This is a genomic window from Actinoallomurus acanthiterrae, from assembly GCF_054775715.1.
Window position 1 is genome coordinate 2,187,419 of record NZ_BAAHCO010000001.1, and the last position, 20,225, is coordinate 2,207,643.

Consider the following 20,225-nt stretch of genomic DNA (forward strand, 5'->3'; position numbering starts at 1 on the left):
GCCGAGGCCGTGGCGGACGCCGGAGACACCCGGCGTGCGCCTCGGGCGTCGCTGAGCCGGGCTCGCTCAGGAGTCGTTGAGGAAGGCCAGTACGGCGAGGACGCGCCGGTTGTCGTCGTCGGAGGGCGGCAGGTCCAGCTTGGCGAAGATGTTCGACGTGTGCTTGGCGACGGCCCGCTCGGTGACGACGAGGCGCTGGGCGATCGCCGCGTTGGACCGGCCCTCGGCCATCAGCTCGAGAACCTCGCGCTCGCGGGGCGTCAGCCCGCCGAGCGGCTGGTTCCGCGAGTTGCGGGCCAGCAGCTGGGAGATCACCTGCGGGTCCATCGCGGTGCCGCCCGCCGCCACCCGCCGTACGGCGTCGACGAACTGGTCGGCGTCGAACACCCGGTCCTTGAGCAGGTAGCCGACGCCGCCGCTGCCGTCCGCGAGGAGCTCCCGCGCGTACAGCTGCTCGACGTGCTGGGACAGGACGAGCACGGGCAGGCCCGGGACCTTCTGCCGGGCGTACAGCGCCGCCTGCAGCCCCTCGTCGGTGAAGGACGGCGGCAGGCGCACGTCGACCACGGCCACGTCGGGCTTGACCGACACCAGCGCCCGGGTCAGCTCCGGACCGTTGTCGACGGCCGCGGCGATCTCGCAGCCGTACGCCTCGAGCAACCGGATCAGGCCATCGCGCAGGAGGAACAGATCCTCCGCGATGACGACCCGCATCACATTCCCTCTCGGCGGGTCGACGTCAGGGGGAGGACAGGACGCACGGCAACTCCATCGTGACCATCGTCGGGCCGCCCACAGGACTGCTCAGGGCGAGGACACCGTCGAATGTACCGAGCCGCCGCTCGATTCCGCGCAGTCCCGTACCGCCGGACAGGTCCGCGCCGCCCTGGCCGTCATCGGTGATCACTATCCGCAGCCGGTCGTTCTCGTGCCGCAGGTCGATCCAGACGCGCTGGGCGCCGGAGTGCTTGGCCGCGTTGGTGAGCACCTCGGAGACCGCGAAGTACGCGGCGGACTCCACCGGCGCCTCGAACCGGCCCGGAAGCTCCACCGTGACCTCGGTATGCAGCGGGCTCGCCATGGCCAGCGCGCGCACCGCGTCGCCGAGACCGCGCTCGGCCAGCACCGGGGGATGGATGCCGCGCACCAGGTCCCGCAGCTCGGTGAGGGCCTTGGAGGACGACTCGCGCGCCTCCGCCAGCAGCCTGCGGGCCTTCTCCGGGTCGCGCTCCATCAGGTGCTCGATGGCGCCCAGGCTCATGCCCATGGCGACCAGCCGCGCCTGCGCGCCGTCGTGCAGATCGCGCTCGATCCGCCGTAGCTCGGCGGCCTGCGTGTCGAGGGCGTCGGAGCGGGACTCGGTCAGGTGCGCGACCCGCAGCAGCAGCTCCCGCTCCCGCGTCGGCGCGAGCAGGCTGCGCGCCACCACGGCATGCGCCTTCATGATCTGGTGGGAGAGCAGGAGCCCGATCGCGGCGAACACGACGCCGAGCAGGGCCGCCTCGTTCGCCGTGTCCTGGCTCACGACGTGGATGAAGGCGTACCAGTCGCCGCCGGCGTGTTCGTAGATCGGCTTCCAGACGCCGGCCGCGAGCACCCAGCCGTACGGGCCGTACCACGGAAGGGCGAAGGCCAAGATCCCCAGCGTGAAGCCCGCCGTCGCGTCCACGATCAGCCACAGCACGTCCCGCCAGGTCGCCGGGTCGGACACGATCCAGCGGTACCGCTGCACGACGCCGACCGGCCCGCGGCGGAAGCGCGGTCGGGGCTTGTACGGCGTCTTGATCTCCACGCCGAACCACTCGTACGCCAGCCGGCGCCGCAGGTTCGCGTAACTCCGTACGGCGGCGGTCACCACCGGAACCAGGAAGATCCCGATGCCGGGGATCGACAGCGCGAACGATACGACGAAAAACACGAACAACACCAGCGAGCCGAGCATCGCCAGCAGTGCCAGCCCGAACCCCCGGATAGCCGCGAGCATGGCGGCACCGATCTTCATGTTCCCTCCAGACAAGCTTCATCATTCACCGTCGAGCATGCCGGAGCGAGACGTTCCGGGCACTGGGGCTGCGGACCCGGCTATGGTGGTGCCAGCACCACTCTTTACCGGGGGCATACCTCCGGTCTCATAGGGTGCTCAACCGGCTGGGAGCGGCGTTTGCGAATCCATAGCGTCTCGTGACAGGCCGTCCAAGATCCCCTCACGAGCGCTAGGAGATTGCCGCATGCCCGAGACCGCCACCGTGCCCAAGAGCGACTTCGCGCCGCTGATCCAGGAGGTGCGCGCTGCCGGTCTGCTGGACCGGCGCATTCTGCGCTACACCGTCACCGTGGGACTCGACCTGCTGCTGTACGGCGCGGCGTTCGCCTTGATCGTTCTTGTCGGCGACTCCTGGTGGCAGCTCGCGCTGGCCGTGCCCGCCGCCATCCTCACCACCCGCCTGTACTTCGTCGGGCACGACGCCGGTCACGGGCAGATCGCCAAAACCCGCCGTGTGAACAAGCTCATGGGTCTGCTGATCGGCAACCTCGGCCTCGGCCTCGGCTACGGCTGGTGGACCGACAAGCACAACCGGCACCACGCCAACCCCAACCACGTCGACAAGGACCCCGACGTCGGCGTCGGCGTGCTGGTCTGGACGGCCGAGCAGGCCGCGGACCGCCAGGGCGCCCTCATCCGATGGCTCACCCGCAACCAGGGACGGATGTTCTTCCCCCTGCTGCTCCTCGAAGGGTTCAACCTCAAGGTCTCCAGCGTCCAGTCCGTCATCGCGGCGGCGCGCGGCCGGTGCGGGGCCCGGCAGCGGCGGATGGCGCTCCTCGAGATGGTGCTGCTGGCCCTGCACTTCGCCGGCTACCTCGGCCTCGTGTTCAGCGTGATGTCGCCGGGCAAGGCGGTCGCGTTCATCTTCGTCCACCAGGCGGTGCTCGGCGTCCACCTCGGCTGCTCGTTCGCCCCGAACCACAAGGGAATGCCGATGCCGGGCCCGGGCGAGTGCTGGGACCACCTCCGCAAGCAGGTCCTCACCTCCCGGAACGTCCGCGGCGGCCTCCTCACCGACTGGTTCCTGGGCGGGCTGAACTACCAGATCGAGCACCACCTGTTCCCCAGCATGCCGCGCCCGAACCTGCGCCGCGCGCAGCCCGTCGTACGGGAGCACTGCGTGCGCCTCGGCCTCCCGTACACCGAAGAGGGCCTGATCGAGTCGTACGCCCACGCGCTCGGCCACCTGCAGGACGTCGGCGCGCCGCTGCGCTGATCGCCCAGGGAATGCCCGGTGGCCTCGGCATGTTGTCATCTCTGGCACACTGGAACGCGCTGTGGTACCGGTTCACATCCCCGAATTCCCTCTGGGATGACCCGGCGACCGCCTGAAGCGAGGAGAAGTAGTGAAGCCTGAGATCCACCCCGACTACGTCGTCACGACCGTGACGTGCACGTGCGGGAACACCTTCCAGACCCGTAGCACCGCGCAGAACGGCGTGATCCACGCCGACGTGTGCTCGAGCTGCCACCCGTTCTACACGGGCAAGCAGAAGATCCTCGACACCGGTGGCCGCGTGGCGCGCTTCGAGAAGCGCTTCGGCAAGAAGGCCGCGGGCGGCAACAAGAAGTAGGCCAGACCGCCGCGCCGGCCGGAGACGCATACTTCCGGCCGGCGTTACGGCTGTCTGCGACCGACTACGCCAACCCGAGGACCTGACGTGAATCTCGACGATCTGATCGGCGAATACGCCGACATCGAAAAGCGCCTCGCCGACCCGTCGGTGCACGCCGACCAGGCCGTGGCCCGCCGTCTGGGCAAGCGGTACGCCGAGCTGCGCCCGATCGTCGAGACCGGCCGCGACCTGCGGGCCGCCGAGGACGACGCCGCCGCCGCCCGCGAACTGGCCGCCGAGGACCCCGTCTTCGAGCAGGAGGCGGCCGACCTGGACAAGCGCATCGCCGAGCTCGAGGAGACGCTGCGGCGGCTGCTCGTGCCGCGGGACCCCAACGACGACAAGGACGTCATCCTCGAGATCAAGGCCGGCGAGGGCGGCGAGGAGTCCGCGCTGTTCGCCGGCGATCTGCTGCGGATGTACCTCCGCTACGCCGAGCGCGCCGGCTGGAAGACCGAGATCATCGACGCCCAGCACTCCGACCTCGGCGGTTACAAGGACGTCACCGTGGCGGTGAAGTCCCGCGGGTCCGAGGAGGGCGTCTGGGCGCGCCTGAAGTACGAGGGCGGCGTGCACCGCGTCCAGCGCGTCCCCGCCACCGAGTCCCAGGGCCGCATCCACACCAGCGCCGCGGGCGTGTTCGTCGTGCCCGAGGCCGAGGAAATCGACGTCCAGATCGACCCGAACGACCTGCGCATCGACGTCTTCCGCTCCAGCGGCCCCGGCGGCCAGAGTGTGAACACCACCGACTCGGCCGTCCGGATCACCCACCTGCCCACCGGCATCGTCGTCTCCTGCCAGAACGAGAAGAGCCAGCTCCAGAACAAGGAGCAGGCGATGCGCATCCTGCGCGCCCGGATGCTGGCCGCCGCCCAGGAGGAGGCCGAGGCGGCCGCGTCCGCCGAGCGCAAGAGCCAGGTGCGCACTGTCGACCGTTCCGAGCGGGTTCGCACCTACAACTTTCCGGAGAATCGCATCTCCGACCACCGCGTGGGCTACAAGGCATATAACCTCGACCAGGTACTCGACGGGGACCTGCACAACGTCACCCAGGCCCTCGTCGACGCCGACATGGAGCAAAGACTCGCCGAAGCCACATGACCCACCTGCTGTCCGACGAGATCGCCCGCGCGACGGCACGCCTGGCCGCCGCCGGAGTTCCGTCTCCGCGCGCCGACGCCGAGGAGCTGGCGGCCTTCGTGCACGGCGTCAAGCGCGCCGAGCTGCACACCGTGCCGGACTCCGCCTTCGACGCGCGGTTCTGGGAGGGCATCGCGCGGCGTGAGGCGGGCGAGCCCCTCCAGCACATCACCGGCCGGGCGTTCTTCCGCTACCTCGAGCTGAAGGTCGGACCGGGCGTGTTCGTGCCCCGCCCGGAGACCGAGGTCATGGCAGGCTGGGCCATCGACACGCTCCACAAGATGGACGTCGGTGACCCCCTCGTCGTCGACCTCGGCACCGGCTCGGCGGCGATCGCCCTGTCCATCGCCCAGGAGGTCCCCCGCGCCCGCGTCCACGCGGTCGAGAAGGACCCCAAGGCCTACGTCCACGCGGCCCGCAACGTCGAGGACCTCGACGAACGCGGCCGCGTCCAGCTCCACCTGGGCGACTTCGGCGACGCGCTGCACGACCTCGACGGCAAGGTCGACCTGGTCGTCAGCAACCCGCCGTACATCCCCATGTCAGAGTGGGAGTACGTCCCCGAGGACGTCCGCGACTTCGACCCGGCCGCGGCCCTGTGGGGCGGGGGAGACGACGGCCTCGACGCCATGCGCGTCGTCGAACGCACCGCCCGCCGGCTGCTGCGCGCGGGCGGCTGGAGCGCGGTCGAGCACAGCGACCTCCAGGGCCACCCGGTCTACTGGATCTTCGCCGAGGAGCTCGGCTGGCGCGACGTCCGCAACCACAAGGACCTCACCGGCCGCGACCGCTTCGTCACCGCCCGCCTCGGCACGGACTGAGCCATCTGGCACTGCGGATTCTGGGAACAACCGGTAACTGTCAGCTCTCCGTGCCACGATGGTCGCACTAAGTAAATAGTTAGATACTTGGTGTGATCATTGAGGTGGTTATCGCATGCCGATGAAGGTCATCGAGATCATCAAGCTCATAGAGGCGGACGGTTGGGTAATGGTGCGGATGTCGGGTAGCCATCGGCAGTTCAAGCATCAGTCGAAACCTGGATTGGTGACCATTGCGGGCAAACCGAGTGCCACCTTGCCACCGGGGACGGAGCAGAGCATCCTGAAGCAGGCTGGAGTGAGGAGGCCATGATGAGCAGGTATGCAGTGGTCGTCGAACAGGCCGACGACGGCGGCTACGGCGCCTACGCTCCGGACCTGCCGGGATGCGTTGCCGCCGGAGAGAGTGAGGAGGAGACTCTCACTCTCATGCGGGAGGCCATCGAGTTCCATCTCGCTGGTCTTCGCGAAGCGGGAGAGGCGGTCCCGGACCCCTCGACCGTCAGGGTCGCGTTGATCGAGGCGGCCTGACCCCGGCCGATCGGCTAAGGGGTGATCCCTGTCCGTGCGGGGGCGGGACGGTGGAAGAATGGCGGGCGTGAGCCGACGATACGACTGCTCGGACCCGCTGGAGCGGACGAAGGGGATCGCGGACGCCGTCTCGGTGGTCCGCCGAGGTGAGCTGGTGGTGCTGCCCACCGACACGGTGTACGGCATCGGCGCCGACGCGTTCACGCCGAGCGCGGTGACCGGCCTGCTCGACGCAAAGGGCCGCGGCCGTGACATGCCCGCCCCCGTCCTGGTCGGATCGGTGCGCGCCGCGCAGGCGCTGGTCGACGACCTCGGCACGTACGGCCAGGACCTCATCGACGAGTTCTGGCCCGGCGCCCTGACGATCGTGTGCCGCGCCAACACCACCCTCGCGTGGGACCTCGGCGAGACCAAGGGCACCGTCGCGATCCGGATGCCGCTGCACCAACTCGCCTTGGAGCTGCTGAAGGAGACCGGCCCGATGGCCGTCAGCAGCGCCAACCGGTCCGGCGCCGCCCCGTCGCGCACGGCCGAGGAGGCGGAGACCCAGCTGGGAGACTCGGTAGCGGTCTACCTGGACGACGGCCCGAGCGGCGACGACATGCCCTCGTCGATCGTCGACCTGACGGGCGCCGTCCCACGCCTGCTGCGCGCGGGCGCCATCTCCGAGGAGCGCCTCCGCGAGGTCTGCGGCGTCCTGCTCAGCGACGAGGACGAACCGGCCCCGGAGCCGGCAGACGACGCGGCCCCTGCGACCGCCGAGAAGAACGCTGAGGACGCGCAGGAGGCGCGTTCCGCCAGCACCGAGGCCGAACCGCAGGCGGCTGACTCACCGGGTCGTACGGCCGCCGAGAAGGACGCGCCGCCGACCGGTGACGACTCCACGGACGCCGCGAAGGCCGCTGAGGGCCCACAGAACGGGCATTCGTCGGCGGCTGAGGCGGATGTGAAGACCTCCGGCTCACCAGAGCGTACGACCGCCGACAAAGACGCACCGCCGACCGACCGCTGACCCTTCCTGGTCCTCCTGGAATCCGGAAGGGCGGCCGGTAGTGCCGCAGGGGTGTCCTGCTTCATCTGATCCAGAGCGTCGCTTCTGCCCCAAAGTCAGCTATGCGCGGGGGAGACCTATTCTCCATCACTCGAGTGAATAGATGTCTCCACAGGTGGCGGTTGTGATCATGTCGCGAACAAGCGAGCGAGCACCAGACCGATCACGAAGACCATGTCTACGGCAAGTAGCCCGCCGAGCCTGACTCGTGTAGACCGCCGTCCTCTGCCGAATGCACATATCAGACCGGCTACCGCCAAGAGTGCGATCAGGGCGCCGAGGCCGACGACGAGAGGCTTTTCGATGAGTGGTGATCCCGGTTGCCTCGGCTCGGCTCCAACACTGATCATGATCATGCACAGACCGGATATGCCACCGAGCACCGCAACGCAGATTCCGACACCCTTTGCTATGGACACCAGCCAGCTCTCCTGTTGGTGCCGTGTATTGCCCTTGATCATCGCGGCCCTAGGCTTCGAACTTCCATCGCGATCGGGGTCAGTTCGGGGCGGTCGAGGACTTCGAGCAGTCCCTGCCACAGCGAGGCCCTGTCTTCGTCGCTGAGGTTAAGCTCTATGCGCTGACGTGGGGTGAATCCGAACTCCTCGCCAACGCCGGGCTCCCACTCGAAGATCAGCTCAGGCCCAATGAGTCCGCAGTACTTGAGACCTTCGCTGACCCAATGGCCGTCTTCGCTCACGAAGCAATAGTCGCTCGACGGACTTGCCGACGGCTCCGCGTACTCATCTATCCAGTTCGACCATGCGTCGATCGTGAAGCTGACCACTCTTGCGTCGGGGAACCTCAGACCGAGATGGACGCATGCGCCTTCCTCATATCTCTCGCGCTGGAACCACTGCAGGACCACCACTGGGTCGCTCTCCTCCCTAGGTCTCTTCGAGTAGGCGCGGGGAGAGACGGTCGAGGGCTTTCGGGTCGTTCGCTGACACCATGATCCAATAGCGTTCAGGTTCGTCGAAGACCGGCGAATCACTTCCACCTTCGGCCACTAGGTTCTCGGCGGCCATGTAACGCCAGTTGGGGTATGGATAGCTCCATACAGGATCATCCAGCGACCAGAAGTGGGACTCCAGGTCCTCGTACTCCTGCTTGCTCAGATCGAAGTTCACGGCGACCTGCGGATTGCCGTGGACTGCTTCCGACACGGCGACGTAGAGCAGGAACTTGGTCAACGTGAAGCCGGTCGACTCCCAGTCGCCGTCTTCGTCGACCTCACTCTCGTACACGAGTGGGTCGCTCCCCGTGATCTCCGTGGCCCAGGACGCCGCTCCCTGGTTCTCGTGCCAGAAGATCAACATTTCACCGTCACGGCTAAGACCGTCCTGCGACGAGAAATGGTTGTACCTGCTCATCGGGGTGGACCACTGACTCGTCAGGCGATACCAGGCCCTCAACGGATCGGGCATCGGGATCTCCTCATCGACCTCGATGGCGTTCCGATCAGGAGGTCCGTACCAGCGCCGTAGGAAGGCCGGCAGGCTGGTCGATCTGATGAACTTCAGCTCGTCCACGGAGTCATCGAGGTGAGGGGGGATCAGTAGTGCTGGTGCCAGCCGGCGCACTTCTTGATGGTGAACTTGCCCTTTTTCCAGGTGCCTCGGCACTCCTGGACGTACATGTGCTTGAGCCGGGTTGACGTCACCGTCTGCCACTTGTCCTGGAGACCGTCGCCCTGGAGCGCGACGACGCGTACGTCGTCCTTCTGCTTCTTGGTGCCGGTGAAGGTGAAGCGGAGGGCGGCGCTGTAGCCGTCCTTCTTCGTGTCCTTGAGGTCGAAGTTCAGCGTGACCTTCGTCGCCTCAGTGTTGTAGAAGCCGAAGGCGTCGACGCCGGACAGTCCCACCGTGCGCCAGAAGCCGACCGCCGCATCCGCGGGTTTCACGGTCAGGGAGAACGCCGTGATGGCGATGCCGGCTGCCAGGGTTGCCGTCGCGATTCGCCGCATTGATCCCTCCAGGACCGTTTTCGCGGGAGAGGCTGACGATCTTACCATCCTGACTGCTCTGTCCACGTCTGGAAAAGGGGAAAGGCCCCGCCGCGCCGCGGGGCCTTTCCGTCGTGCGGAGTGCGATCAGCCGAGCCTCTTGTAGGCCTTGCCGTGCTTCGTGACCCTGAACTTGGTGCTGGAGACCGGGTAGCCCAGCACCTCGCGGACATATGCGTACTTGACGGCGAAGTACACCTTGCCCGAGGCCTTGAAGACGCCCGGGGGCAGAGGGAGGACGACCGTCTTTCCGCCGTGAATGACCTCGAGGCCGGCGGTCAGGCCGTCCTTGGGGTTGGTGTCCTGCAGCGTCAGATTGATCTTGATCCTCGTCGTGCCCTTCTTGGTGTAGTGGGACCAAGAGCCGGAAGCCTTGGCACCCGCGACACCGTACTTGCCGCTGGTCGACCAGCTGTGGCTGGCGGCTTCGGCCGAGACCTGCGGGCTGCTCTGAAGAGTTTCGGCGTTGACCACCGTGTCGGCGCTGGCCGGCACCGCCGTGAGGGCGATGGCCGTGGTTGCTGCGACGGCCCCCGTTGCGACAAGAGTCGCGATACGACGCATTGATCCTCCGTGATCGATACGGGATGAACGATCAAGGACCGTAGCACTTTCCGACAGATCAACCTCGCGATTTTATGGCACGATTTATGGCCATAAATGGACGGAACCGTGGCGAGCCCGGGAGGCTCTAAAAGCGGAGCGCAGGGGTCCACCGATCCGGGTGGGGTGGCCGGTCGGCGCACACCTGAAAGCGGAAGGGCCCCGCCGCGCCGCGAGGCCCTTCCGCTAAGACAGGTTCTGGGTCAGAAGAGCGTCTTGAACTTCTTGCCGAGCCTGGCCGGCTTGAAGTAGGTGGACGACATCGGTGTCCCGACCGCCTCGCGCACCTTCACGCTGGTGGCGGTGAAGGTAATCGTGTCCGCGCCGACGTTGTCGCCCGGGTCGAGGAACAGGAAGTACTCCCGCTGACCCGGAATCTTGATCCCGAGCGCGGGCTTCAGCTTGTCCTTCGGCGTGGTGTCCCTGAGCTTGAGGTAGAAGGTGACCTTCGTCTTGCCCTTCGACGTGGAGCGTGCCCAGGTGCCCTGGGCGGCCGCGCCCGCGACGCCGGACGAACCGCTGGTCTTCCACTTGTGGTGCTTCAGGGCCTCGATCGTGACGAGCGGCCGAGCGCCCCTAAGGGGGTGGTCACCGCTCGCCGGTGTCGCGGCGGTGGCCGGTGCCGCCAGGAGGGCGACGGCCGCGGTGGCCGCGATGGCCCCTGCGGCGAGATGAGTCGCAATGCGACGCACTGATCCTCCGTGTTGAGGACGGGGGTTGACGATCATGGACCGTAGCAGTCCGGAAGGTCGGCCTTGTCCCTTTCGGGCATAGGTGAACACTGGGCGACGCGGGGGTTCCGTTGGCGCCGCGAGGGGCGAGTGACTCTCGTCGCTCCCTGATCCGCAATAGAGTTGTGTCCCGCACGGCAGGCTCGGCGACGGTGAAGGGAGGTGGGCGGTGCGGGAGTACATCCTCACGTTCTTGACGGCGTCGATCGTCACCTACCTTCTCGTCCCCCTGGTGCGGAAGTTCGCGATCGCCTTCAAGGCGATGACGCCGGTGCGGGACCGGGACGTGCACGCCATCCCCACGCCGCGGATGGGTGGCCTCTCGATGTTCTTCGGGCTGTGCGCGGCCATGTTGATGGCCTCCCGCCTGCCCCATCTCCACAAGGTCTTCACCGAGAACTCCACGTGGATCGGCCTGTTGTCGGCCGGTGGACTGCTGGTCGTCGTGGGGATGGCCGACGACCGGTGGGAGATCGACGCGCTGACCAAGATGGCCGGTCAGGTCGCGGCGGCCGGGCTGCTCATCATGAACGGCGTGCAGCTGCTGTGGATCCCGCTGCCCGGCAAGACGCTCGCGCTGCCGCCGTCGTACGGCGTGCCGCTGACGATCCTCATCGTGGTCGCGACCATCAACGCGGTGAACTTCATCGACGGGCTCGACGGCCTGGCCGCCGGCATCGTGGGCGTCTCGGCGATGGCCTTCTTCGTGTACGCCTACCTGGTTACGGTCGTGGCGCACCTGGACCACCAGAGCGCGCCGGCGCTGATCGCGGCGATCCTCACCGGGATGTGCGTCGGGTTCCTTCCGCACAACTTCAGCCCGGCACGGATCTTCATGGGCGACACCGGGTCCATGCTGATCGGGCTGCTGCTCGCCACGTCGATGATCACCGTGTCCGGGTTCGACCCGGCGGCGTTGAAGGGGTCGATCAACCGGTTCCCGACGATCCTGCCGTTGCTGCCGGTCGCGATCCTGGTGGTGCCGTACGCCGACATGCTCATGGCGGTGGTCCGCCGGACGTACGGCGGGCGGTCGCCGTTCGCGCCGGACAAGAAGCACATGCACCACCGGCTGCTCAACCTCGGTCACTCGCACCGGGGCGCCGCGCTGGTGATGTACCTCTGGACGGCGCTGTTCTCCTTCGGGGTGGTCGCGCTGTCCGCGGCCAAGTCACCGCTGGTGGTGCTGGCCGCCGCGAGCGTCGTGGCGATCGCGGCGCTCGTGGTGATGGCGTTCCCACAGCTGCGGCCGCACGGGAGGCGGCATCGTACGACGCAGACCCCCTCGGACAAGCGTCCTCGGCAGGCCGCCTGACCAGCGGACTTTACCGTTACTTGGCGGGTAATTCCAACCTGTGAGAAGCTTGTGATAGCTTTCACGAACGGGCAACCGAACACCCACCGTGAACACCTTGGAGCACCTATGCACTCCAACGACGCCCGGATCCTCCGTGGCGCTGTGATCCCGACGGGCATCGTCGGGCTGGTGGCCATCCTCGCCGGCCTGGCACTCGCCGGGGAGAAGGGAGCCCTCGGCTCCGCGATCGGTGTCGCGGTTGTTCTCGTATTCTTCACCCTCGGGGTGCTTGTCGTCAGCTATGTCACGAAAATTTCCCAGCAGCTGATGATGATGGCGGGCCTGATCAGCTTCCTGATCAAGTTCATCGCCGTGTTCGCCCTGATCGCGGCGTTCAAGGGCGTGACCGCCTGGAACGCGCACGCGTTCGGCTGGACCGTCCTCGCCCTCACGCTCGTCTGGCTCGCCGCCGAGACGAACGCCACGATCAACGCGAAGACGCCCTATACGGAAACCGCCCCCCGGTCGCGCGACCAGGAGAAGTCGGGCGGATGATGACAATGGACTACTCCAATATGACTATGCGGGAGGTGGCCTGCTATCGTCCGAGACGCGATGACCGGGAATGGGCGTCAGCCCAGCGAAGCGGAGAACCGCAAGTTCGCCAACGACGTGTCGGCCGCACCTGCCACCATCGTGGCTGGGATGCTGGTCTATGGCGGAGCGGGCTGGTTGCTCGCTCGCTGGCTGCACCTGTCAGCGTTGTTCCCCATCGGGCTGGTGTTCGGTCTGGTCTTCGCTGGCTACCTGGTCTACGCCCGCTACGGACGCTGAGTGCGTCCGGCGGAGCCGTAGCCCACCGAGACGACAGCAAGGTTGCCGCCTTGATGAGCTACGACTGCGAAAGGAACACCGGGTGAGTGCGCCGCACGTCCTCGCCAAGGACTTCGAAGCCCCTGGGCTCTGGCTCTTCCAGTGGAAGCCCCTCTTCCACATCGGCTCGGTCGCCGTCGCGAAGCCGATGGTGCTCAGCCTCCTCGTGATGGTGGTCGTCGTCGCCTTCTTCTGGGCGGCGTTCGCTAAGCCGAAGATCGTCCCCCGCGGTGTGCAGAACCTCGGCGAGGTGGCGTACATCTTCGTCCGCGACGAGATGGGCCGGCCGTTCCTCGGTAAGGACGCCGAGAAGTGGATGCGCCTGCTGGTGCCCCTTTTCTTCTTCGTCTGGATCGGCAACCTGATGTCGGTCATCCCGTTCGCCCAGTTCCCGGTGAACTCTCGGATCGCGTTTCCGATGGTCCTCGCCGTGCTGATCTACCTGACCTTCTGGGTCGTCGGCGTCAAGAACCAGGGCTTCTTCGGCCTGCTGAAGAACTCCACGATGCCGCCGGATCTGCCCGCGGCGCTGTACCTCATCGTCGTCCCGATCGAGTTCGTGTCGGTCTTCTTCATCCGGCCCTTCACCCACGCGGTCCGGCTCTTCGCGAACATGTTCGCCGGTCACATCCTGATCGCGCTGTTCGCGACCGTCGGCTTCCACTTCCTGTGGGAGAAGGTCACCCCCGCCGGCTTCGGGGTCGGCATCCTCGGCGTGGTCCTCACGATCGCCATGACCGCCTTCGAGCTGTTCATCCAGGCGGTGCAGGCCTATGTCTTCACGCTGCTGGCCGCGTTCTACATCAGCGCCGGCCTGCACGCCGACCACTGATACCGAACCTCCATTACCCCAGGACATGACCGGCGGGCGTACCGCCGGCCGAGTGAAAAGGAAAAGGAATGTCGCAGATCCTCGCCGCCGCCGCTGACCAGGTCAACATCAACCCGGGCCTCAAGAGCATCGGGTACGGCCTGTCGGCCATCGGCCCGGGCATCGGCGTCGGCATCGTCTTCGGTCAGGGCGTCAACGCGATCGCCCGCCAGCCGGAGCTGACCGGCGTGATCCGGACCAACATGCTGCTGGGCTTCGCGTTCTCCGAGGCGCTCGCCCTCATCGGTCTGGTCGCGCCCTTCATTTACGGTAAGTGACGAAAGCTCACTTCTGACGGAAGGCTGTGCACGCCATGTTTTTGGCCGAACGCGCCGCCGGGCTACTCGCCGAGAACACGGAGAACCCGAACCCTCTGCTGCCCGACGCGGCAGAGATGATCGTCGGTATCTTCGCGTTCCTCGTCGTGCTGTTCTTCCTCGGCAAGGTCCTCGTGCCCCGCATCCAGAAGACGCTCGAAGAGCGTACTGACGCGATCGAGGGCGGGATCAAGCGGGCCGAGGAGGCACAGGCCGAGGCCCAGCAGACACTCGAGCAGTACCAGACGCAGCTGGCCGAGGCCCGGCAGGAGGCCGCACGGATCCGCGAGGAGGCGCGCGAGCAGGGCGCGCAGATCATCGCGGAGCTGCGCGACCAGGCTCAGGCCGAGGCGCAGCGGCTCGTCGATCAGGCGCACGCCCAGATCGACGCCGACCGGCAGCTGGCGTTCACCCAGCTCCGCGCGGAGATCGGGCAGCTCTCGGTCGAGCTGGCCGGCCGTATCGTCGGCGAGTCCCTGGAGGACGAGACCCGGCGCCGCGGCACCGTCGACCGGTTCCTCGACGAGCTCGAGGACCGCGCTCGGGCGGGGGCGTAACCGATGATCGGCGCGAGCAGGGCCTCGTTCGTCGAGGCCAGGGAGCGGCTCGAAGCCGCCCTGTCCGCCGGTGACCCGGCGGCGTTCGGCGACGAGCTGTTCGCCGTGCTGCACCTGCTCGACCGCGAGCACGTGCTGCGCCGGGCCCTGTCGGACCCGGCGCAGCCGGCCGATCGGCGGGCCGCGCTGGCCGCGGGCGTGCTCGACGGCCGGGTCGCCACGGCGGTCCGCGACTTCGTCGCCGAGGTCGTACGGCTGCGGTGGGCTCGGTCCACCGCGCTGGCCGACGCGGTCGAGGAGCTCGCCGTGACCGCGGTCGCGGCGGGTGCCGAGGCGCGGGGGCGGATCGACGACCTGGAAGACGAGCTCTTCCGGTTCGGGCGGATCGTCGAGGCGCAGCCGGAGCTGCGCGGCGTGCTCGTCGACCGGCGGGTGCCGGGCGAGCGCAAGGGCGAGCTGGTGACCACGCTGCTGGAGGGCAAGACCACCGCGGCGACGGTGCGCCTGGTCTCCGAGGCGGTGACGCAGCCCCGAGGACGTAGTCTGGAGCGAGCGCTCGAGTCCTACGGCCGGATCGCGGCCGAGCGCCGGGACAGGCTGGTCGCGCTCGTCCGCACGGCGGTCGAGCTCGACGATCGGCAGCGGACCCGGCTCACGACCGCGCTTTCGGCGCAGTACGGGCGCGACGTTCACTTGAACATCGAGGTAGATCCCGCGGTTGTGGGCGGTATTTCCGTTCAGATCGGGGACGAGGAAATCGACGGCACCGTGGCTCGCCGGCTGGAAGACGTCCGCCGGCGAATCGAGCGGGCGAGCTGAAACCAGCATCGGACTCACGGAGAGAGACGAAGAAGACATGGCGGAGCTGACGATCCGGCCGGAGGAGATCCGGGGCGCGCTCGAGCGCTTCGTCCAGGCCTATGAGCCGGAGACCGCCGCGCGCGAGGAGATCGGGACCGTCGTCGAGTGCTTCGACGGCATCGCCTTCGTCGAGGGCCTGCCCTCGGCGATGGCGAACGAGCTCCTTGAGTTCGAGGACGGCACGCGCGGCATCGCGCTGAACCTTGACGTTCGGCAGATCGGTGTCGTCATCCTGGGCGACTTCTCGAAGATCGAAGAGGGCCAGCAGGTCCGCCGGACCGGCGAGGTCCTGTCGGTCCCCATCGGCGACGGCTACCTCGGCCGCGTCGTGGACTCGCTGGGCAACCCGATCGACGGCAAGGGCACCATCGAGACGAGCGGCCGCCGCGAGCTGGAGCTGCAGGCGCCGGGCGTCATGCAGCGCCAGCCGGTGGGCGAGCCGCTGCAGACCGGCATCAAGGCGATCGACGCCCTGACGCCGATCGGCCGTGGTCAGCGGCAGCTGATCATCGGTGACCGGCAGACCGGCAAGACGACGGTCGCGATCGACACGATCCTGAACCAGAAGCAGGCGTGGGAGACCGGCGACCCGACCAAGCAGGTCCGCTGCATCTACGTCGCGGTCGGTCAGAAGGGCTCGACGATCGCGCAGGTGCGGGCCACGCTCGAGGCGGCCGGCGCGCTGGAGTACACCACGATCGTGGCGGCTCCCGCGTCCGAGCCCGCAGGCTACAAGTACATCGCCCCTTACACCGGTTCGGCCATCGGCCAGCACTGGATGTACGAGGGCAAGCATGTCCTGATCGTGTTCGACGACCTGTCGAAGCAGGCGGAGTCCTACCGCGCGATCTCGCTGCTGCTGCGCCGCCCGCCGGGCCGTGAGGCCTACCCCGGCGACGTGTTCTACCTGCACTCGCGGCTGCTCGAGCGGTGCGCGAAGCTGTCGGACGACATGGGCGCCGGCTCGATGACGGGTCTGCCGATCATCGAGACCAAGGGCAACGACGTCTCGGCGTACATCCCGACCAACGTCATCTCGATCACCGACGGCCAGGTCTTCCTGGAGACCGACCTGTTCAACCAGGGCGTCCGCCCGGCGATCAACGTCGGTATCTCGGTGTCCCGCGTCGGCGGCGCGGCGATGACCAAGGCGATGCGCGGGGCCACGAAGAACCTCAAGCTGTTCCTGTCGCAGTTCCGTGACCTGGAGGCGTTCGCCGCCTTCGCCTCGGACCTCGACGCCGCGTCGCGCGCCCAGCTGGACCGCGGCGCCCGGCTGGTCGAGCTGCTCAAGCAGCCGCAGAACAGCCCGTACCCGATGGAGCAGCAGGTCGTCTCCATCTGGGCGGGCACCACCGGTGAGCTGGACGAGGTGCCGGTCGAGGACATCCGCCGGTTCGAGGACGAGTTCCTCGACTCCGTCAGGCGCAACAACGCGGGCCTGCTGGAGAGCATCCGGGAGACCGGCAAGTTCGACGACGACGCCATCGCGACCCTGAAGGACTCCATCACGGAGTTCAAGAAGGGCTTCGAGACGACCCACCACGGCCTGCTGCTCCAGGAGCAGCCGGTCGAGGCGATCGAGGAGGGTGACGTCGAGCAGGAGAAGATCACCCGCGTGAGGAAGAAGTAAGGCATGGGTGCCCAGCTTCGGACGATCCGGCGCCGGATCGCCACGACCAAGTCGATGGCGAAGATCACGCGCGCCCAGGAGCTCATCGCCTCCTCCCGGATCGTCAAGGCGCAGCAGCGGGTTCGGGAGTCGGGGCCGTACGCCCGGCAGATCACGCGTGCCATCTCGGCGCTGGTCAGCCACAACGTCGGTGTCGGCCACCCGCTGCTGACGGAGCGGACCGACAGCAACCGTGTCGCCGTGCTGCTCATCACGAGCGACCGCGGGTTCGCCGGCGGCTACAACGCCAACGTCATCCGTGAGGCCGAGGGTCTGATGACGCTGCTGCGGGAGCAGGGCAAGGAGCCCGTCCCGTACATCGTCGGGCGTAAGGGCGTGGGCTGGTACCGCTTCCGCGAGCGCGAGTTCGCGGGCGAGTGGACCGGCTTCAGCGACAACCCGCGGTTCACGAACGCCGAGACCATCGGCCGTACGCTCGTCGCGGAGTTCGAGAAGCCCGCCGAGGAGGGCGGGGTCGCCGAGATCCACGTCGTCTACACCGAGTTCGTGTCGATGCTGACGCAGACGGCGCAGGTCCGCCGCCTGCTGCCGCTGGAGATCGAAGAGGCCGAGGAGGCGCCGTCGGAGCAGTCCGACGGGGTGCTGCCCGCCTACGAGTTCGAGCCGTCGGCCGACACCGTGCTCGACGCCCTCCTGCCGAACTACATCGAGAGCCGGATCTGGCACATGCTGCTCCAGGCGGCAGCCTCCGAGCACGCGCAGCGACGGCGGGCGATGAAGTCGGCGACCGACAACGCCAACGATGTGATCGAGAACCTGACGCGAGTGGCGAACCAGGCCCGTCAGGCCGAGATCACGCAGGAAATCAGCGAGATCGTCGGTGGCGCGAACGCGCTCGCCGAGAGCTCCGCGGGGAGTGAGTGAGAGTCACCATGACTGCTTCGGTAGAAACAGCCACGGCGACGGGCCGTGTCGCCCGCGTCACCGGCGCCGTCATCGACGTGGAGTTCTCCGTCGAGACGATGCCGGAGATCTACAACGCGCTGCAGATCGAGGTCACGATCGGCGGCCAGACCCGGACGCTGACCCTTGAGGTCGCCCAGCACATCGGCGACAACATGGTCCGCGCCATCTCGCTGCAGCCCACCGACGGCGTCGTCCGCGGCGCCCCGGTGGTCGACACCGGTGCCGCGATCTCGGTGCCGGTCGGCGACGGCGTCAAGGGCCACGTGTTCAACACGATCGGCGAGTCCCTCGACGTGCCCACCGCGTCGCTGGAGGTCACCGAGCGCTGGCCGATCCACCGGCACGCGCCGGCGTTCGACCAGCTCGAGAGCAAGACCGAGATCCTCGAGACCGGTATCAAGGTCATCGACCTGCTCACCCCGTACGTTCGGGGTGGCAAGATCGGTCTGTTCGGCGGCGCCGGTGTGGGCAAGACGGTGCTCATCCAGGAGATGATCACCCGTGTCGCCCGTAACCACCGCGGTACGTCGGTGTTCGCGGGCGTCGGTGAGCGCACCCGTGAGGGCACCGACCTCCTCCTGGAGATGAAGGAGGCCGACGTCCTCAAGGACACGGCCCTCGTCTTCGGCCAGATGGACGAGCCGCCGGGCACCCGTCTGCGGGTCGCCCTGTCCGCGCTGACCATGGCGGAGTACTTCCGCGATGTGCAGAACCAGGACGTGCTGCTGTTCATCGACAACATCTTCCGGTTCACCCAGGCGGGTTCGGAGGTGTCCACGCTGCTCGGCCGTATGCCGTCCGCCGTGGGTTACCAGCCGACCCTCGCCGACGAGATGGGCGAGCTGCAGGAGCGGATCACCTCGACCCGCGGTCACTCGATCACCTCGATGCAGGCGATCTACGTGCCCGCGGACGACATCACCGACCCGGCGCCGCACACCACGTTCGCGCACCTCGACGCCACCACGGTGCTCTCGCGTGCGATCACGGAGAAGGGCATCTACCCGGCGGTGGACCCGCTCGACTCCACCTCGCGGATCATGGACCCGGTGATCCTCGGCCGGGAGCACTACGACGTCGCCCAGTCGGTGAAGCGGATCCTGCAGCGTTACAAGGAGCTGCAGGACATCATCTCCCTTCTCGGCATCGACGAGCTCGCGGAAGAGGACAAGGTCACGGTCGAGCGCGCCCGGCGCATCGAGCGGTTCCTGTCGCACCCGATGTACATGGCCGAGGCGTTCACCGGCCAGGTGGGTGAGAACGTGCCGCTGAGCGACACGATCGCGTCCTTCAAGGCGATCACCGAGGGCAAGTACGACCACCTCCCGGAGCAGGCGTTCTTCATGGTCGGCGACATCGAGCAGGCCGAGAAGAAGGCCCAGGAGCTGCAGAAGTAACGCCGCGGGGCGTTCGGAGGAGAACAAGTGGCAAAGCTGCACGTCGAGCTCGTCTCACCGGAGCGTGAGATCTGGGCCGGCGAAGCCGATATGGTCGTCGCCAAGACCATCGAGGGTGAGATGGGCATCCTGCCCGGTCACGCGCCGGTCCTCGGCCTGCTGGTGGACGGCAGCGTCGTGCGGATCAAGCCCGCCGACGACGAGGCGGTCATCTCCGCGATGGTCTCCGGCGGTTTCTTCTCGGTCGCCTCCGACGAGGTCTCGGTACTCGCCGAGTACGCCGAGCTGGGAGGCGAGATCGATCTCGCCGCCGCTCGGGCGGAGTACGAGGCGGTCTCCGGGCTGGAGGGGGAGGAGGCCGCGGTCGCGCAGCGTCGTGCGCGGGCGCGGCTGCGGGCCGCCGGCGAAGAGGTCTGACCATCACGGAGCGTTTGGGGGAAGCAGGGGGGAGTGAGCGAGCACCTGGCTTGGGACATCGGCGGGTTGGTCGTTGTCGTCCTGGTGGCGGTGCTCGCCGCGTTCGCCCTGCTGTCGGTGCGGCGTTGGCTGCTCGAACGCCGCGGCGGCACGGTCGAGTGCAGCCTGCGTGACCCCCACGGCCGTGGCGTATGGCGGCTCGGCATCGGCCGGTACAACGGTGACGAGTTGCTCTGGTTCGCGATTTTCGGCATTCGGCTGAGACCCCGGCGGGTCGTACACCGCCGGGGTCTCGTCGTTTCCGGCCGCCGTAAACCGGAGGCCGAGGAGGAGGCCGCCCTCCAGCCGGACGCCGGGATCGTCGAGCTCCAGGACGGCAACGGCACCGTCGTCGAGCTGGCGATGAGCGGGGCGGCCCTGACCGGCTTCCTCGCCTGGCTCGAGGCCGCTCCGCCGGGCTCACCCATCGCCTGAGGCGCTCACCGCCTGAC

Annotated in this window: 26 protein-coding genes; 19 read left to right on the top strand and 7 right to left on the bottom strand. The window is 67.7% G+C overall.

Annotated elements, in window-relative coordinates:
• Window positions 1-66: 66 nt before the first annotated feature.
• Window positions 67-714, bottom strand: coding sequence for a LuxR C-terminal-related transcriptional regulator (locus ACYVF7_RS10695; RefSeq protein WP_460338403.1), 648 nt, complete (start codon window positions 712-714; stop codon window positions 67-69).
• A 25-nt stretch (window positions 715-739) separates the two neighbouring features.
• Complete coding sequence (locus ACYVF7_RS10700; protein ID WP_460338405.1) at window positions 740-2,002, bottom strand: sensor histidine kinase; 1,263 nt, start codon at window positions 2,000-2,002, stop codon at window positions 740-742.
• Between the two features lie 226 nt (window positions 2,003-2,228).
• Here ACYVF7_RS10700 and ACYVF7_RS10705 point away from each other — a divergent pair, with 226 nt between their 5' ends.
• The 7 genes from ACYVF7_RS10705 to ACYVF7_RS10735 all read left to right on the top strand — a co-directional run bounded on the left by ACYVF7_RS10705 (window position 2,229) and on the right by ACYVF7_RS10735 (window position 7,167).
• The gene (locus tag ACYVF7_RS10705; RefSeq protein WP_460338407.1) at window positions 2,229-3,263 is read left to right on the top strand and encodes a fatty acid desaturase family protein; all 1,035 of its coding nucleotides are present in this window, start codon (window positions 2,229-2,231) and stop codon (window positions 3,261-3,263) included.
• A 130-nt stretch (window positions 3,264-3,393) separates the two neighbouring features.
• Window positions 3,394-3,621 (top strand): 50S ribosomal protein L31, encoded by a 228-nt coding sequence (rpmE, locus tag ACYVF7_RS10710; protein WP_345360043.1) that lies wholly within the window; start codon window positions 3,394-3,396, stop codon window positions 3,619-3,621.
• A gap of 87 nt (window positions 3,622-3,708) precedes the next feature.
• Window positions 3,709-4,764, top strand: coding sequence for a peptide chain release factor 1 (prfA, locus tag ACYVF7_RS10715; RefSeq protein ID WP_460338410.1), 1,056 nt, complete (start codon window positions 3,709-3,711; stop codon window positions 4,762-4,764).
• Window positions 4,761-5,624, top strand: coding sequence for a peptide chain release factor N(5)-glutamine methyltransferase (gene prmC / locus ACYVF7_RS10720; protein ID WP_460338412.1), 864 nt, complete (start codon window positions 4,761-4,763; stop codon window positions 5,622-5,624). Before prfA ends, prmC begins: the two co-directional genes overlap by 4 nt.
• Window positions 5,625-5,745: 121 nt before the next feature.
• The gene (locus ACYVF7_RS10725) at window positions 5,746-5,937 is read left to right on the top strand and encodes a type II toxin-antitoxin system HicA family toxin (RefSeq protein ID WP_460338414.1); all 192 of its coding nucleotides are present in this window, start codon (window positions 5,746-5,748) and stop codon (window positions 5,935-5,937) included.
• Window positions 5,937-6,155: a type II toxin-antitoxin system HicB family antitoxin gene (locus ACYVF7_RS10730; protein WP_460338416.1), complete on the top strand. Its 219-nt coding sequence runs from the start codon at window positions 5,937-5,939 to the stop codon at window positions 6,153-6,155. The genes ACYVF7_RS10725 and ACYVF7_RS10730 overlap by 1 nt, the downstream gene beginning before the upstream one ends.
• Before the next feature lie 67 nt (window positions 6,156-6,222).
• Window positions 6,223-7,167, top strand: a complete 945-nt coding sequence (locus tag ACYVF7_RS10735; RefSeq protein WP_460338418.1) for an L-threonylcarbamoyladenylate synthase — start codon at window positions 6,223-6,225, stop codon at window positions 7,165-7,167.
• Window positions 7,168-7,663: 496 nt separating this feature from the next.
• On the opposite strand, the gene ACYVF7_RS10740 is transcribed toward ACYVF7_RS10735, so the two are convergent.
• The 5 genes from ACYVF7_RS10740 to ACYVF7_RS10760 form a co-directional block, all read right to left on the bottom strand.
• Window positions 7,664-8,077 (bottom strand): hypothetical protein, encoded by a 414-nt coding sequence (locus ACYVF7_RS10740; RefSeq protein ID WP_460338420.1) that lies wholly within the window; start codon window positions 8,075-8,077, stop codon window positions 7,664-7,666.
• A gap of 16 nt (window positions 8,078-8,093) precedes the next feature.
• Entirely contained in the window at window positions 8,094-8,738 is a 645-nt protein-coding gene (locus ACYVF7_RS10745) for a hypothetical protein (protein WP_460338422.1), read from the bottom strand.
• Window positions 8,739-8,761: 23 nt separating this feature from the next.
• Window positions 8,762-9,172, bottom strand: a complete 411-nt coding sequence (locus ACYVF7_RS10750; RefSeq protein WP_460338423.1) for a hypothetical protein — start codon at window positions 9,170-9,172, stop codon at window positions 8,762-8,764.
• A gap of 126 nt (window positions 9,173-9,298) precedes the next feature.
• Window positions 9,299-9,775, bottom strand: a complete 477-nt coding sequence (locus ACYVF7_RS10755) for a hypothetical protein (protein WP_460338425.1) — start codon at window positions 9,773-9,775, stop codon at window positions 9,299-9,301.
• A gap of 242 nt (window positions 9,776-10,017) precedes the next feature.
• Window positions 10,018-10,506 carry a hypothetical protein gene (locus ACYVF7_RS10760; protein WP_460338427.1) on the bottom strand — a complete coding sequence of 163 codons (489 nt, stop codon included), beginning with the start codon at window positions 10,504-10,506 and terminating at the stop codon, window positions 10,018-10,020.
• 208 nt (window positions 10,507-10,714) lie between these two features.
• Here ACYVF7_RS10760 and ACYVF7_RS10765 point away from each other — a divergent pair, with 208 nt between their 5' ends.
• The 12 genes from ACYVF7_RS10765 to ACYVF7_RS10820 all read left to right on the top strand — a co-directional run bounded on the left by ACYVF7_RS10765 (window position 10,715) and on the right by ACYVF7_RS10820 (window position 20,208).
• Window positions 10,715-11,860 (top strand): glycosyltransferase family 4 protein, encoded by a 1,146-nt coding sequence (locus ACYVF7_RS10765; protein WP_460338429.1) that lies wholly within the window; start codon window positions 10,715-10,717, stop codon window positions 11,858-11,860.
• A gap of 171 nt (window positions 11,861-12,031) precedes the next feature.
• On the top strand, window positions 12,032-12,397 hold the full coding sequence (locus ACYVF7_RS10770; RefSeq protein ID WP_460338431.1) for a hypothetical protein: 366 nt from the start codon (window positions 12,032-12,034) through the stop codon (window positions 12,395-12,397).
• Between the two features lie 60 nt (window positions 12,398-12,457).
• Window positions 12,458-12,676 carry a hypothetical protein gene (locus ACYVF7_RS10775; RefSeq protein ID WP_252778877.1) on the top strand — a complete coding sequence of 73 codons (219 nt, stop codon included), beginning with the start codon at window positions 12,458-12,460 and terminating at the stop codon, window positions 12,674-12,676.
• Between the two features lie 82 nt (window positions 12,677-12,758).
• Window positions 12,759-13,547 (top strand): F0F1 ATP synthase subunit A, encoded by a 789-nt coding sequence (gene atpB, locus ACYVF7_RS10780; RefSeq protein ID WP_460338433.1) that lies wholly within the window; start codon window positions 12,759-12,761, stop codon window positions 13,545-13,547.
• 68 nt (window positions 13,548-13,615) lie between these two features.
• Window positions 13,616-13,864, top strand: a complete 249-nt coding sequence (atpE, locus tag ACYVF7_RS10785) for an ATP synthase F0 subunit C (RefSeq protein WP_460338436.1) — start codon at window positions 13,616-13,618, stop codon at window positions 13,862-13,864.
• Window positions 13,865-13,899: 35 nt separating this feature from the next.
• The gene (locus ACYVF7_RS10790) at window positions 13,900-14,460 is read left to right on the top strand and encodes a F0F1 ATP synthase subunit B (protein WP_460357859.1); all 561 of its coding nucleotides are present in this window, start codon (window positions 13,900-13,902) and stop codon (window positions 14,458-14,460) included.
• 3 nt (window positions 14,461-14,463) lie between these two features.
• Window positions 14,464-15,279, top strand: coding sequence for a F0F1 ATP synthase subunit delta (locus ACYVF7_RS10795; protein ID WP_460338438.1), 816 nt, complete (start codon window positions 14,464-14,466; stop codon window positions 15,277-15,279).
• A 37-nt stretch (window positions 15,280-15,316) separates the two neighbouring features.
• Window positions 15,317-16,954 carry a F0F1 ATP synthase subunit alpha gene (gene atpA, locus ACYVF7_RS10800; protein WP_460338440.1) on the top strand — a complete coding sequence of 546 codons (1,638 nt, stop codon included), beginning with the start codon at window positions 15,317-15,319 and terminating at the stop codon, window positions 16,952-16,954.
• A gap of 3 nt (window positions 16,955-16,957) precedes the next feature.
• Window positions 16,958-17,878 carry a F0F1 ATP synthase subunit gamma gene (locus ACYVF7_RS10805; protein ID WP_460338442.1) on the top strand — a complete coding sequence of 307 codons (921 nt, stop codon included), beginning with the start codon at window positions 16,958-16,960 and terminating at the stop codon, window positions 17,876-17,878.
• A gap of 8 nt (window positions 17,879-17,886) precedes the next feature.
• The gene (atpD, locus tag ACYVF7_RS10810; protein ID WP_460338443.1) at window positions 17,887-19,317 is read left to right on the top strand and encodes a F0F1 ATP synthase subunit beta; all 1,431 of its coding nucleotides are present in this window, start codon (window positions 17,887-17,889) and stop codon (window positions 19,315-19,317) included.
• Window positions 19,318-19,344: 27 nt separating this feature from the next.
• Window positions 19,345-19,734 (top strand): F0F1 ATP synthase subunit epsilon, encoded by a 390-nt coding sequence (locus ACYVF7_RS10815; RefSeq protein ID WP_460338445.1) that lies wholly within the window; start codon window positions 19,345-19,347, stop codon window positions 19,732-19,734.
• A 33-nt stretch (window positions 19,735-19,767) separates the two neighbouring features.
• Complete coding sequence (locus ACYVF7_RS10820; RefSeq protein WP_460338447.1) at window positions 19,768-20,208, top strand: DUF2550 domain-containing protein; 441 nt, start codon at window positions 19,768-19,770, stop codon at window positions 20,206-20,208.
• Window positions 20,209-20,225 lie beyond the last annotated feature (17 nt).

What these genes read in the sequence shown, in the direction of transcription:
- ACYVF7_RS10695 (WP_460338403.1), bottom strand. Translation starts at nt 714, where the DNA reads ATGCGGGTCGTCATCGCGGAGGATCTGTTCCTCCTGCGCGATGGCCTG.
- ACYVF7_RS10700 (WP_460338405.1), bottom strand. Translation starts at nt 2,002, where the DNA reads ATGAAGATCGGTGCCGCCATGCTCGCGGCTATCCGGGGGTTCGGGCTG.
- ACYVF7_RS10705 (WP_460338407.1), top strand. Translation starts at nt 2,229, where the DNA reads ATGCCCGAGACCGCCACCGTGCCCAAGAGCGACTTCGCGCCGCTGATC.
- prmC (WP_460338412.1), top strand. Translation starts at nt 4,761, where the DNA reads ATGACCCACCTGCTGTCCGACGAGATCGCCCGCGCGACGGCACGCCTG.
- ACYVF7_RS10725 (WP_460338414.1), top strand. Translation starts at nt 5,746, where the DNA reads ATGAAGGTCATCGAGATCATCAAGCTCATAGAGGCGGACGGTTGGGTA.
- ACYVF7_RS10730 (WP_460338416.1), top strand. Translation starts at nt 5,937, where the DNA reads ATGAGCAGGTATGCAGTGGTCGTCGAACAGGCCGACGACGGCGGCTAC.
- ACYVF7_RS10750 (WP_460338423.1), bottom strand. Translation starts at nt 9,172, where the DNA reads ATGCGGCGAATCGCGACGGCAACCCTGGCAGCCGGCATCGCCATCACG.
- ACYVF7_RS10755 (WP_460338425.1), bottom strand. Translation starts at nt 9,775, where the DNA reads ATGCGTCGTATCGCGACTCTTGTCGCAACGGGGGCCGTCGCAGCAACC.
- ACYVF7_RS10775 (WP_252778877.1), top strand. Translation starts at nt 12,458, where the DNA reads ATGACCGGGAATGGGCGTCAGCCCAGCGAAGCGGAGAACCGCAAGTTC.
- atpE (WP_460338436.1), top strand. Translation starts at nt 13,616, where the DNA reads ATGTCGCAGATCCTCGCCGCCGCCGCTGACCAGGTCAACATCAACCCG.
- ACYVF7_RS10790 (WP_460357859.1), top strand. Translation starts at nt 13,900, where the DNA reads ATGTTTTTGGCCGAACGCGCCGCCGGGCTACTCGCCGAGAACACGGAG.
- ACYVF7_RS10795 (WP_460338438.1), top strand. Translation starts at nt 14,464, where the DNA reads ATGATCGGCGCGAGCAGGGCCTCGTTCGTCGAGGCCAGGGAGCGGCTC.
- atpA (WP_460338440.1), top strand. Translation starts at nt 15,317, where the DNA reads ATGGCGGAGCTGACGATCCGGCCGGAGGAGATCCGGGGCGCGCTCGAG.
- ACYVF7_RS10805 (WP_460338442.1), top strand. Translation starts at nt 16,958, where the DNA reads ATGGGTGCCCAGCTTCGGACGATCCGGCGCCGGATCGCCACGACCAAG.
- atpD (WP_460338443.1), top strand. Translation starts at nt 17,887, where the DNA reads ATGACTGCTTCGGTAGAAACAGCCACGGCGACGGGCCGTGTCGCCCGC.